This window comes from Psychrobacter sp. 4Bb (assembly GCF_002836735.1).
Lineage (GTDB): Bacteria > Pseudomonadota > Gammaproteobacteria > Pseudomonadales > Moraxellaceae > Psychrobacter.
The window spans coordinates 14,861-28,580 of sequence record NZ_PJAS01000057.1 but is presented as its reverse complement, the minus strand read 5'-3'; the positions used below and the strand labels follow the sequence as shown (position 1 = coordinate 28,580).

General features: G+C 43.1%; 11 protein-coding genes. 4 read left to right on the top strand and 7 right to left on the bottom strand.

Annotated elements, in window-relative coordinates:
• Positions 1-60: 60 nt before the first annotated feature.
• The 6 genes from CXF60_RS05545 to CXF60_RS05520 all read right to left on the bottom strand — a co-directional run bounded on the left by CXF60_RS05545 (position 61) and on the right by CXF60_RS05520 (position 4,883).
• Positions 61-207, bottom strand: a complete 147-nt coding sequence (locus CXF60_RS05545; protein ID WP_101204956.1) for a DUF2256 domain-containing protein — start codon at positions 205-207, stop codon at positions 61-63.
• A 45-nt stretch (positions 208-252) separates the two neighbouring features.
• Positions 253-414: a DUF2256 domain-containing protein gene (locus CXF60_RS05540; RefSeq protein ID WP_082624551.1), complete on the bottom strand. Its 162-nt coding sequence runs from the start codon at positions 412-414 to the stop codon at positions 253-255.
• 68 nt (positions 415-482) lie between these two features.
• Positions 483-1,445: a Xaa-Pro aminopeptidase gene (locus CXF60_RS05535; protein WP_228707050.1), complete on the bottom strand. Its 963-nt coding sequence runs from the start codon at positions 1,443-1,445 to the stop codon at positions 483-485.
• Positions 1,446-1,808: 363 nt separating this feature from the next.
• A complete protein-coding gene (locus CXF60_RS05530; protein WP_102091121.1) occupies positions 1,809-2,294 on the bottom strand; it encodes an META domain-containing protein in 486 nt (161 codons plus the stop codon).
• 359 nt (positions 2,295-2,653) lie between these two features.
• Entirely contained in the window at positions 2,654-3,760 is a 1,107-nt protein-coding gene (locus tag CXF60_RS05525; RefSeq protein WP_102091120.1) for a lipase secretion chaperone, read from the bottom strand.
• 46 nt (positions 3,761-3,806) lie between these two features.
• Positions 3,807-4,883, bottom strand: coding sequence for an esterase/lipase family protein (locus CXF60_RS05520; RefSeq protein ID WP_102091119.1), 1,077 nt, complete (start codon positions 4,881-4,883; stop codon positions 3,807-3,809).
• Positions 4,884-5,181: 298 nt separating this feature from the next.
• On the opposite strand from CXF60_RS05520, the gene map reads away from it, so the two are divergent.
• A complete protein-coding gene (gene map / locus CXF60_RS05515; protein WP_371548431.1) occupies positions 5,182-5,973 on the top strand; it encodes a type I methionyl aminopeptidase in 792 nt (263 codons plus the stop codon).
• A 518-nt stretch (positions 5,974-6,491) separates the two neighbouring features.
• Positions 6,492-9,248, top strand: coding sequence for a [protein-PII] uridylyltransferase (gene glnD, locus CXF60_RS05510; protein WP_102091118.1), 2,757 nt, complete (start codon positions 6,492-6,494; stop codon positions 9,246-9,248).
• Between the two features lie 81 nt (positions 9,249-9,329).
• Here glnD and CXF60_RS05505 read toward each other — a convergent pair whose 3' ends face one another.
• Positions 9,330-10,001 carry a hypothetical protein gene (locus CXF60_RS05505; protein ID WP_102091117.1) on the bottom strand — a complete coding sequence of 224 codons (672 nt, stop codon included), beginning with the start codon at positions 9,999-10,001 and terminating at the stop codon, positions 9,330-9,332.
• A 261-nt stretch (positions 10,002-10,262) separates the two neighbouring features.
• On the opposite strand from CXF60_RS05505, the gene dapC reads away from it, so the two are divergent.
• Together dapC and CXF60_RS05495 are read left to right on the top strand one after the other, a co-directional pair.
• Positions 10,263-11,492 (top strand): succinyldiaminopimelate transaminase, encoded by a 1,230-nt coding sequence (gene dapC, locus CXF60_RS05500; protein WP_102091116.1) that lies wholly within the window; start codon positions 10,263-10,265, stop codon positions 11,490-11,492.
• Positions 11,493-11,645: 153 nt separating this feature from the next.
• Positions 11,646-13,640, top strand: a complete 1,995-nt coding sequence (locus tag CXF60_RS05495) for a DUF294 nucleotidyltransferase-like domain-containing protein (RefSeq protein WP_102091115.1) — start codon at positions 11,646-11,648, stop codon at positions 13,638-13,640.
• Positions 13,641-13,720 lie beyond the last annotated feature (80 nt).

Genomic DNA, 13,720 nt, shown 5'->3' with positions numbered 1-13,720 from the left:
AAATAAAAGTGCAAAAATAAAGTTCAGCTTATCAATGGATAGTCTGAACTTTATGTTGATCTAGTCATTTTTTGATTTACTCCGACGACACCGCTCAGAACAATAGATCACCTGCTCCCAGTCTTTCTCCCACTTCTTACGCCACGTAAATGGGCGCTGGCAGACGGGGCAAGTTTTTTGCGGTAGGTTTACTTTTTTATGTGCCATTATTTGCTCCCATCTACTTCTAACTACTTGTATTGTGGTGACATCTTACTTTTGATGATCCAGTCCTTCGTACTTTTTAACACGGCGACATTGGTCTGAGCAATAGACCATGCTCTCCCAGTTTTTATCAAGCTTCTTAGTCCAACTAAATTCGCGCTCGCAGACAGGGCAAAGTTTTTTGCGGACATTCTTCTTTTTGTGCGCCATACTTTTTTATCCTCAGATTTATCTTATTTTTGAATTAAGTATTAGAATTTCGATATGCGTTTAATACACTAACGACCCCATATCGGTGAGCGTACGACTCCACCATTTTGACCGCTAATGGCATAGCTGATATTACCTGACAGCGAATGGATAACTAGACTACCACCATTTTGGCTTGCTACTTGCCCGCCCACATTCAAACGGCGAGTTGGATAGACGGCATAATTGCCAGAGGGAGATAGACGTGCGGGTTCATCAAGCCCTGTTTCTGCCAAGTTGACCACTTGCCCAGTCATCAAGGTCATGACAGCCGCCTTGCGACCATTTAGATAAGCCATACGCTGACCATCTAAGCTAAGCTGAGGACTGGCCACATACCCATTTGTTGATACAGTTGTCGCATTGCCCGTAGCGAAGTCATAACGATAAATTCGCGGTCGTCCAGCACGGACTTTATCACTGGTATAGACAAAGCTCTTGCCATCGGCAGCATAACTGGGCTGTACCTCTGTACTCGGCAGAGTCGTTAACTGCTGGGTATTACCATCACTCAGACGCATCTTATAGATATCAGCATTACCACCGACAGTAGAGCTATAAAGCAAATCTTGACCATCGGGTGAAAATGACACTGACATATTGCTGCCTTCAGCATTTACCACTAGGTTGCGCGTATTGCTACTACGATCATAAATATAAATTTTGGGATGCTCACGCGGGGCTTGTTTGCTATAGGCAAGCAGTTGTCCGTCTGCCGACCATGCTGGCGCATAGATATAGCCATTAAGCTGATCGATGAGCTGACGATCGCTACCGTCAGGACGGATACTATAGAGTGACGATACTTTTGCCGTACCTACGCCCTGCTCTTCTATATAGGCAATATATCCTCGGCGATCAATCACTGGCATACGTGCAGTCATTGGATTGGTCTCGACTGTACTGGTTGGCTTTTTTACTGAGGTATTATGTAATGTCTGGCAACCGGTAAGTACAGCAAATACGCCGATGGCAATAGGTGCTTTTATCATTAGTCTATCTATGCTTGATTTAGATAGATTCTCTTTACACATGGTTGTTTTATTTATGGCAGTTTTCAGCATAGCGTCATATCCAACAGAGCTTGATGATAAAAGTCTTATAAATATCTAAGAAAGCGATCGTTATCGACATAAATTCAGAGCCATCACCATCAATTTAAAAAATCAAAGATATTACAGAAACATTACTCTAGTGTAACCTAAACTGGACTAAATTTTGGATAAAAAAATGCCCCACTTGATAGCGAGGCATTTTGCGTTTCAAAAAGAGCAACTTCACATGAGTAACTTCAAACGAGCAACTCTAATTACTTAAGTTCACGAACCAGTCAAACTGTTCACTCAATCATTAAGCTACTTCGCAACGGCTTTAAAATAAGCGACTTGATCATCGTTTTTAATGGTCAAAATAGGCACATTGTTGGCATTCTTACTAAGGCTGTACTTACCTTTTACAGTGGCTAATGCAGCAGTATCAAAGCTGGCTTGCGGTTCAGGACATGCCATCATAGTACTAATGCCGTTTTTAATCTCGACTTCACCATTTGCAACGCTATATCCAGCACCCATGTTATTACAGGTATTCATAAATGCCACGTAATCTCTACCGTTATCATTCATAAAATTTAACGTTAATGGCTTGGCTGGGTCAAAAAACAGCTGCGTTACTTTATCACCATTGCTATGTTTGGCATCAACGAGCTGCCAGTTGTGCGCTTGCAAGACATCTGCAGTGATTGGTTGGTTAACTGGCGCAGGCAAATTCGTCGTCTGACAACCTGCGGCAAGTGTGCCAACTGCCAATGTCGCGGCCATCATTACTTTAGTCATGTTCTTCATATCAACTCCTCGCTTTATTGCATCCGATACTTTTACTAAACATCCTATCTGCATGAGTGATTAGCGCTAATAAACAGGCGATAAGCTCTAATAAACATAGTAAAAGCTCAGATTTATTATGATTCATTTATTGTTTTATTTAATGCTCTAAACAATGACAATATTGTGCATGACTCACAGGGAAGTGTCATCATAAACTGGGTAGTTATTCGGAATGTATTTTGTACTACTTTGCAAATATCTGACTACTTGCTCTTGCCAGTACCTAAATGAGCTGCTAACTATAATCCGCTAACTCTATCCATCCGTATCAACGATGATTATTGATGATAGCTAGTGATGGTAACTATTGACGATAATTAGGGATTATTCACAGCTTGCTGTCGTTGCAATGCCGCATAACCATCTAAACGCTTACGCTCAGTATCATCAAATAACTGCTGTTCAAGCTGATTTATCTGAATTTGCGCTTGGGCTACATCGACACCTTGGCTTAATAGGAGATTTTTTTGAGTTTCATACTGGGTGAAGCGTTGGTCAAAATTAGCGTCTTCTTGATCTACTTGTGCCAGCCTTTCTGCTGCTGGTGCGCCTACTAGCTCTCGGCGCATATTATATAACTCCTCGGGCGTTGCACCGCGAGCTTTCATCTGTTCAGTGCGAGTCATCAACTCGCTAATATTGGCTTGTTGCATGATATTGCTTTTAGTAGCATTCTCTGGCAATCGACTAATATAGTCCTGACGGGCAGCTTGTTTCTGTGCGTCAGACATTTGCTTATTTTGGTCAATTCTGACCATCTCTATACTATAACTATCGTAATCATCCTCTGCGCCAAAAAATGCTGTAATAGTTTGCTTATCAAAGTACTGCTGTCGTAGATTAGCGATATCTTGTTTTTGTTGGGCAACTGCGTTCAAATCCAGCTCGCCACTTTTGGTCGCCTGTAATTGCAGATTACCATAGCGCTTTTCTATCTCAGGAAGTGCTTTAAGGTAAGCAACATATTGATTAAAAATAGTGACCGCTTGGCTAGCGGCAGGCTCTGGTGTGTGATGGCGAATATAACTCTCCACACGGGCAAATATAGTCGCTTCTTCTTCCTCACCTAGGGCGGATAAAAAATAATCAAACAAACGCCGCAGACCTTCAGTGACGACCAACTGTTTATTTTCATCGATGATAATTTCACCATCAATTTGGGTGCCCTTTAATGAGCGTGGTAAATTTTCTAATCCTGTGACAAATTGAGACTGGCTGGGTGTCATTGTCGCTTTTACGACTTGTCCCGCAGCCAACTCAATTATCACTGACTCGCTACTCTCATTATCAGAGACGGACGGTTTGGTTGAAGTTGAATTTACATCATTACTAGGCTTGAACCACAAAATAACCGCCGCTGTGGCAATGATAACCACGGCGATGATAGCAATTGTTGCATAGGCTGGACGGCGGTTATTTGACATAAACGATATTTCTCAATCAATGAGCATTATTATTTTGTAGTTCAGCTTATAGGTTGGCGTTTTTCAGACGGTTTACCTGGGTACGATAGATAGATTTTGGCTCAGACTCTCCCCATGCCGTCAGACCCAAGACTTGATCGGCGGAATCCAAATGATTCATTCTATAATTATCACGAATCACATAACCAAGACGACTTGAGCAAGCAGATACCAATCCATCATTAGACTCACCTGCAAACGGTACGCCCGTTGCGGCCAATAGATAATCGCTAGGGTCAAGTGCACTCGTTATTTGCCCAACGCCGCTAAATGAATAGTATTTGATGCCATTGACCGCAGTACTAGTCGGTTGACCACAATAGTTTTTTGGCATTGCTGCAGGAAATTTGGCATTGAACTTAGCAGCACCATCGGTCGATAGAGCCACGAGCGCTTGCCAGCCATCTTGTTGTTGAATTTGATTGAAACTTATACCAGAACCAATATCTGTAAAGCCACCAATCAGATTAAACACGCCTGATACTAGCTGGGTGGTGACATTAGATGGCTGTCCAGAAGTATTATTTGGCTCAAGGACATTTTTAACAAAATCAGCGGTTTTTGACCCTTGCTCTGGACTTGATACTGCGGTTACTGAGGCCACGTACTTTGGCGCGACGCCAGCGACATAACGGATATCTATACCGCCCTGACTGTGTCCAAATAAATTGACTTTAGACTCACCTGAAATGGCAGCAATGGTCTTGACCTGCTGTAGCAATTGCTCACCTCGAACTTCGCTGTTATTGACCGCTGACGTTTTGGTGGTATATACCTCTGAGCCACCTTTCATCAAGTCTTCTGGAATCCCGTTGAAATAATCAATGACTCCAAATAACGTCGTGAAGCCGCCAAGTCCGTGTGCTAAGACGACTGGATATTGAGTTTTAGTGTAACTAGAAGTGAAATATTTACTGTCCACCAACTTGCAACCGTTAGCATTGGCACAATTATAGTATTGTCCTGCAGCTTGAGCAGAAGTGGTTTGTATGGTCATTAGAAGTACACCAGCACTGATTGAACCCAGTATCGGTAACAATGTCTTTGGTGTGAGAGCTGCACGAATGTACAAAGAAAGCGTCATAACAACATCCTTGTTATCATTGATTTGGTTATTTTTACTGCACAACTACAGTAAAAATTGCTGCTAATTCCGTTAGCAGGCAAAATTACATTACTTATATATCCTGCAACATTCAACTAATTTGTCAAAATATGAATATATTAGTCTGACTAATGAGTCATATAAGCCCTTACCAAGCTGTAAAGCAATTATTATCAATGATAATGATAGGTACACTATCACTTAACGTAAAAGTGTCACTAGTACGTTTATGGTATAATCTATCTACAATGAACCCATAATTATAAGATATACGATGATGACTAAAAAATCCCTTATCCAGTCTCCAGAAGCCATAGAAAAAATGCGTGTGGCCGGTAAACTCGCTAGTGATGTCCTTGTCATGCTCGACGAGCATGTCAAAGTGGGCGTCAGTACCGAAGCACTCAATCAGATCGCCCATGACTATATTGTTAATGTGCAGCAGGCTATCCCTGCCCCACTTAACTATAATGGTTTTCCAAAATCTATCTGTACCTCAGTCAACCATGTTGTCTGTCACGGTATCCCAACTGAAAGCAAGCTGCTAAAAGATGGGGATATTATCAACATCGATGTGACTGTTATCAAAGATGGTTACTATGGCGATACCTCAAAAATGTGGATCGTCGGCAACGGCTCTATCATGGCACAGCGTATTTGCAAAGTGGCACAAGACGCCCTTTATGCAGGTATGAGCGTGGTCAAAAACGGTGCACGCCTAGGTGATGTTGGCGCTGCTATTCAGGCCGTTGTCGAGCCTGAGCGTTTTAGTATCGTTCGCGAGTTCTGTGGTCATGGTATCAGTGATGAATTCCACCACGAGCCACAAGTCATGCACTATGGCAAAAAAGGCACTGGTTTTGAGCTAAAAACAGGCATGACGTTTACCATTGAGCCTATGATTAACCAAGGCACGTGGCAAACTAAGATCTTGCCAGATGAGTGGACAGCGATTACTAAAGACCGCAAATTGTCTGCTCAATGGGAGCACACCATGGTCGTAACAGATAATGGTTGTGAGGTGTTTACCACTCGCCCCGAAGAAGATTTAAGTTTTTTGACGCAGTAGTACAATCAAAGATCGCTTAGGCGGTCTTTTTTTTGGTCTTTAATTAGGGCGTGTTTGATATTCAACCATGGCACTGACAGAGACTATTTTTTAGACAGTTCGACGTTAAAAATAGTAAATTTAGCCATTCTAACCGTCTATTTTTAACAATGAAATGGCAAAAAATAGCCCTGTCTCCTTCTATTAATATTGGAGCTGAGGCTAAAACTGCCCCATACTGCTTTGTAAACCTAGTTAAGGCACAAGCATTACCGTCGTTTTACGCCTTGTCTAGAACAGTTTTAGCAATCAGCAGTGCCTATTTGTGAATATCAAACACGCCCTAGTCCATATTGAGTATTGTGCTTATAGGCGCTTTGTCTTTATACTCAGATGACCTGATAACTTCTATTGATATATTTATCAGCACCTATATTGATATATGCTATTCGTGACTTTTATTAGCCATCAGCACATTAGATGCCCAATAGCGCTCAGCTCAAACGTTCTATTTCTAAACTCTTAACTGGATAACACTCATGTTTAATTGTGATATCGCCTCTGTTGATTTGACGCCTTTACCGATACTACCAAGTGAAGTGGCGACAGACTCATCCCCACTGTCAGCCAAAAATGTGACAGACAAGAACCTACTTGGCATTCCTGAATGGTTGGCCCAGATCAACGACGATATCAGCCGCTCACTAGAACGCGGCACCAATATTCGCCAACTGGTTGCAGCACGCGCTTGCGCTATCGACAGCCTATTGATTGCATTATTCAAATGGTTTGAGTTAGATAAGACTGATTTGGCATTTTTTGCGACTGGTGGCTACGGGCGCGGTGAACTATCGCTCTACTCAGACATCGATATTTTGCTCCTGTCTCCTGGTGAAATAGGTGCTGATGCCAGTAGTAAAATCGACAAACTGGTCGCTCTACTATGGGATATAGGACTAGAGCCTGCGCTTTCTGTACGTAGCGTCAATGATGCGCTAGAGGCTGCGCTTGATCATACGATTGCCAGTGCTCAGCTAGAGGCTCGACTCCTAATCGGCAATGAAACATTGCAAGACATGCCTGCTCAAATCGTCAATAAACAGTGGTCTCCTCGCGCCTTTTTTGATGTAAAAATGGAAGAATCCAAAGCGCGTTATTTGCAGCACAATGCCACCGAGTACAACCTTGAGCCCAATATCAAAACAGCACCGGGCGGACTACGTGATATCCATATCATCGGCTGGGTCACTAAGCGTTATTTTCGCGTGAGCAAGCTATATGATTTAGTGCAACAGAACTTTTTGACTGAAAAAGAGTTTGATGAGTTGAGCTTTGCCGAAGGGTATTTATGGCAGATTCGTCATTACTTGCATGTACTGACGGGCCGTAATGAAAACAAGTTGTTATTCGATTATCAGCGTGAGATTGCTCAGTTAATGGGCTACGAGACCCAGCCTGACGACCAGCCTAACGCTGCGGTCGAACGGTTTATGCGCGACTATTATCGCTGTGCTATGCAGATATCAACACTGTCTGAGATGCTGACCAATCATTATTATGAAACGATCATAGAGCCGCAGCTGCCTGACGATGAACGTCCAAAAAAACAGCCTATAAATGCGCGATTCAATCGTATTGGCAACCAGATTGCCATTGCGCATCATCGAGTGTTTGCACAGCACCCAGACTCTATCTTAGAGATGTTTTTATTGATGGGTCAGCATGGCATCGATAAAGTTCGCACCCATACCCTGCGCGCACTCAAAATTGCCGCACGCGGCATCGATCAGATATATAGAGACAACCCTACTCACAAAGCGTTGTTTTTATCGAATTTAAAAGAACAGAACTACCTATTTCATCGTCTACGTACCATGAATCGCTATGGAGTATTGGGTAACTATATTCCTGCTTTTGCGCAAGTCACTGGCCTCATGCAATATGACTTGTTTCATCGATATACTGTAGATGCGCATACCTTGTTTTTGATTAGAATTTTGCACCGATTTACAGATCCAACCTTCCATGAAGAGTTCCCTCTAGTCAGCTCTATCTTTCAGCGTATCGAGCGTAAAGAGATTTTGGTACTGGCAGCGATGTTCCATGATATTGCTAAAGGCCGTGGCGGTGACCATAGTGAGCTTGGTCAAACTGAATCGATTGAGTTTTGCTTATCGCATGGTATGAGCTTGGCAGATGCGAACTTAGTAGGCTGGCTCACGCGCTATCACCTTCTTATGTCGATTACTGCACAGAAAAAAGATATCTCAGACCCTGAAGTGGTGACTATTTTCTCTGATCTCATCGGTAACGTGACTCATCTAAACCATCTGTATGTACTGACGGTGGCTGATATGAATGCGACCAACCCACAGCTATGGAACAGCTGGCGGGCGACCCTCATGAAACAGCTATACTCACAAACTCGGCGTATCTTGCGCGCTGATATCGACGCGCCTACCAATCGTCAAGATATGATTAGTGCTACACGTAAGCAAGCGTTGACGATGCTAGATAATGTCAATAACCAGCATATGAACCGCGATGAAGTATTGCGTCTGTGGGACGACTTGGGCGATGAGTATTTCTTGCGAGAGATTGCAGAAGATATCTTATGGCATACCGAAGCTATTTTGAATCACCCACCGATTGGATTGGCCTCTAATGCTGACAGTCCACCGTTGGTCGTTTTGCGTGAGCATCGCGAATTGGCACTTGATGCGGTACAGGTCTTTGTCTACACCCAAGATCAGATGAATTTGTTTGCCGTTACCATGGCAGTATTTGATCAGATGAATCTAGATGTTTTAGATGCACGCATTATCACAGCGACCCGTGACTTTGCTTTGGATTCTTATGTATTGCTAGATCCTAGTGGCACATTGCTGGTCGATGAGGAGAGCCAACAAGAGCTAAAACAACGCTTAATTGATTCGTTCAAAGACCCTACTGTACTTAAACTGACGAACAAGCGTATGCCGCGTCAGTTAAAACACTTTGAAGTAAAAACGGTGATTAACTTTGAGTTCAATGAAGCCTCAGATCAGCACATCTTGAGCTTAGAAACGCTTGATCAGCCAGGGCTATTGGCGCGAGTTGGGCAAGTTTTCTTGCAAGAGCAAATCGAAGTACATGCTGCGCGTATTACTACTCTAGGTGAGCGTGCTGAGGATATGTTTTCTATCAGTGATCAAAACGATAAGCCACTCTCACCTGATAGACTGGAAGCATTAAAGGAAGCGCTATTAGCCAGTCTTACCGTTCAGAAAGAGCATAATAGCGTAATATATTTTTGATACGGCTAGATAGTTTTGGTTAGCCATTATTTTGAATATTAACTAGCAAAAGTAGTCTGATAGTCATCATAGAAGTACGTTTTATAACGTACTTCTATAAGTTATCTCGCTGGCATGTTCGTTCAATTCATCGTCAGCAAGATCTGGCGGCAAAACACCTACTTCAGGTGGCTGCTGCCCCATGATTAATCGTCCAGCATCGACTTCTTTTTGTAGCAGACATTGCAAGCTTGCTAGGTGAAACTGTCCGTCTAGATAATCATCTAACGCTTCCAAAGAGATAGGCGACTTGGCATGTACATCAGGATACAGGCTATCCTCTGCCAGAATAATCATCTCATTGAGCGCCTCTTCGCGCATTAGCTCGTCGTTGTCTATTTTGCGCTGGAGTTTGTTTTCCAATTGGCCTTTAGCAGCAAGTGCGCTGACAAAAAATATGGTCTGTATTACAAACAAAGAAACGTACTGCCATAGCGGTAATGAGATACCAAATATATTATTGAGCAGCATCAAGGCCATTGCCACTACCACGTAGCCGACCAATTGCCACAACAGCCACATAATGAGGCTGTTTTCACCATACCAAAACATTTTCTTTTCTTGACGCTCAATCAGTTGTTGGCGCGCTTGCCACCAGCTCTGTTCACGCTCTTTGAGCAGTTTATACAGGTTAGAGCGCTGTAAATTGTTATCAAGTTTTTCATTATTGATATCTTTAGCGATGAGATCATCATTATTTAACACACTAGACATATCAAACTATCCTTAAGACGATCTACCACGTTTGTGATGTAGTCATTTTTTATATTGTTATAGGTTATAAATTATGAAAGGTCCAAAAGACTTTTGAGCGACTACCTATTTGGTAGTCATATGATGAATAGCTTACGCTTGGTAAATGCCTATTCACGATATAAGAAGAAAAGGACAAAAAATTAGAGAAGTGCTACACTGCTCTAATGTAAATTTTCTTTATAACTTTATTATTAATTGTCTATTATAGTTATCACACTTATGAATCACAACTTAAAGCATCTACATCCTTATCCATTCGCAAAGATGGCAACCTTGCTTGCCGATAGCAAGCCTGCCAACGGTTACAGTGAAATTAAGCTCGGTATTGGTGAGCCAAAACATGAGCCTCCTGCATTTGTGCTGGACGTCCTACGCGAAAACTTGGACAAAATAAGTCGTTATCCAACAACAAACGGTATGTTTGAGCTCCGTCAAACTATCGCCCACTGGTTAGAGAAGCGGTTTTTTCTTAATCACGTCGATGCCAATACTCAAGTATTACCAGTAATGGGCACACGAGAAGCGATTTTTAGCTTTGTACAAGCAGTTGTTGATCATGAGGTAGCTGACACAGAGAGCAATGCTCCAGCGTCTAACACATCGCCTACAGTTGTTATGCCCAACCCGTTTTATCAGATATATGAAGGCGCAGCGATACTGGCACAGGCAACACCTTACTTTGTCCCTTGTACATCAGATAATGACTACAAAGGTGACTATCGCGCGGTACCAAAAGACGTTTGGATGCGCACACAGCTCTTGTTTGTCTGTAGCCCAAACAATCCAACAGGCGCGGTCATGACAATGGATGATTGGGAATACCTTATTCGTCTGTCAGATCAGTACGGTTTCATCATCGCCAGTGACGAGTGTTATAGCGAACTGTATTTTGGTACAGCACCGATTGGACTGCTCCAAGCTTGTGCGGCCCTTGGTCGCCGTGATTTCAAAAACTGTATCGTGTTCCACTCTCTATCCAAACGTTCAAACTTACCGGGTTTGCGCTCTGGATTTGTGGCTGGTGATGCCAAAATTTTGCAGGCTTATTTGCAATATCGTACTTACCAAGGTTGTGCGATGCCGATACCTCATCAGCTGGCCTCTATCGCTGCGTGGCAAGACGAAAAACACGTCGCTCATAATCGAGCGCTATATCAAGAAAAGTTTGCCCTATGGATGTCTGAGCTTGGTGAGTTGCTAGAGTTACGTATGCCTGATGCTGGGTTCTACTTCTGGGTCAAAGTACCTGAACAGTTCGATGGTGATGATGAAATCTTTGTCAAAGCGTTGTATGAGCAAGCCAATATTCATGCATTGGCAGGACGTTATTTGTCACGTGAAGTTGATGGTCATAATCCTGGACAAGGTTATGTGCGTATCGCTCTGGTCGCGAGTGTCGATGAGAGCCGAGAAGCAATCAGTCGTATCCGCAAATTATTAGGTGCTTAGAGCTAATTAGAAAAATCTAATGTAGCTGGGATAAATGACGCAGTAGCAAAAAGCCTTCAATAACCCTATTTATATTGTGGTTATTGAAGGCTTTTTGTTTTATTAATGCTATAGTAAAGTCTCTACCGAAAATATGCCATCAAGGATGATGCCATGCCCCATCTTGATTTTAGCCAACCGCCCTTTGATGTATTGAGCTTAGCCGAGCGTCAAAGCATTAGAAAAAACACCCAGATACGCTACCTTGCCAAAAACGAAAGCTTGCCTGCAGAAGAATTGCAATGTCTGTATGTGGTCATCAAAGGGCAAATCGAGCAATCACTAGATGGTGAGTTTGTCGCGTCCTATGTAGGTAGCAATCATGCTGACGGTCTGAACAATAATGATTGGTTTGATAGTCGCCGCCTACCTGAGTCACTTGCCAAGGATAATCAGCTAGAGCCTGAAAGTACGGCCATACAGCCCTATCAATTCCGAGCTAATGAAGAGACGTTACTGCTCCAAGTCGCTGGCACCGCTATTGATAAAATCAGTGCACAAAATCATTTGGTACGCCAAATGCTATCAGACAAACTGCCTGAACGATTAAAAGCATTGCGCCAACGACGTCATAATAAAACGCTAGATCCTGCCAGCTATACCAACCAACAAGAAGTACAGCAAATCATGCTGCAACCAGTGATAGATGTTCATCTATTGCCAGTGCATATCGTCGATGCCAATGATAGCTTGTACGAAGCGGCCCGCATCATGACCAAAGCTGGATTAAAACATGTACTGGTCCAACCGCTACATGGCTTAGATAGTTTGGATGGCTTAGATGACTTAGATAGTTCAAATGATTTAGATAGCTCACAAACAGCGCAACTTGAGACAAGATTACTCTTAGGGATTCTGACCGATACTGATATTTGTCGCGCTGTAAGTGATAAACAAGATCCTGCTACTACTCTTTGCCAGCGCTATGCAAATTTTAATCTCCGTACCATCAAAGCCAGTGATGAGATTGGCGATGCGCTGCTGACCATGACTCGCTATCGTATTCATAGGCTGCCAGTCATTGATAAGAGTGGCGATGTCGTCGGTGTGCTTGGGCAAAGTGATATGCTCGCGCACATTGGCCATCACTCACAGCTGATTAGTATTCAAATCGAACAGGCACAAGATCTATCGAGCCTAGATACTGCTGTTGAGCTGATCGGTCGCTATATTCGTGCACAGCATCATAATGGTGTCAAAATCGGCAATATCAGTCGTATGGTACAGACGCTAAATGCGCAGGTATTTACCAAACTATGGCAGCTAATCGTACCTGATGAAGTGATGGCCAATACTTGCCTAATCGTTATGGGTTCAGAAGGGCGCGGTGAGCAAATCATGCGTACCGATCAAGACAATGCGCTCATCATTCGTGATGGCTATACGCATCCTGACCTAGCACAGTTCGCTGATACTTTTAATAGCCATTTAGCAACGCTTGGCTACCCACTGTGTGATGGTAATATCATGATGACCAATCCTATGTGGCGACAACCGCTCAAGCAATTCACTGCGCAAATTGGCCTATGGTTTAGGAACTCTGACCCGATGCATGGTATTTACTTGTCTGCGATACTAGATGGTGAATACGTCTGCGGCGATGAGTCACTGCTCACACAAGTACGTCAGCACTTAGAACTTGCTCATCAACAAGCAGATCCTATGTTTGTCAGGCAGTTTGCGCGGGCAGCGCTACAGTTTGGCGATGTTAATCAATGGTGGCAAAAGTTTGTCCCTTTACTAGGCGGCAAATCAGCATCGTCCGACATTGACCTAAAAAAAGCCGGTATCTTTCCATTGGTTCATGGCATACGTACCTTAGCATTAGAAAACAATGTGCTCGATGTGCCTAGTACCAAGGCGCGTTTAAAGGGCTTGGTACAGGTTGATGCTATGACCCAAGAACGCGCTGATACTCTACTAGAAGCGCTAGAGTTTTTTATGGCGCAGCGCTTATCTGTGGCGCTCTCAACCGACGATAAGCATGCACGGCAAGTAGATCCAACGACTTTGACTGCACTTGAACGTGACCTACTCAAAGAGTGTCTGGCCGTGGTCAAAAGTTTTAAGAATCAATTGCGTCAACACTATCAACTAGAAATCGCATAAATGTGGCAGTCTTAGTACAGAGACTTAATAAATACAAAAAGGTCTCAAGTAAGAAAACAACATAGATGGATGAACGACTA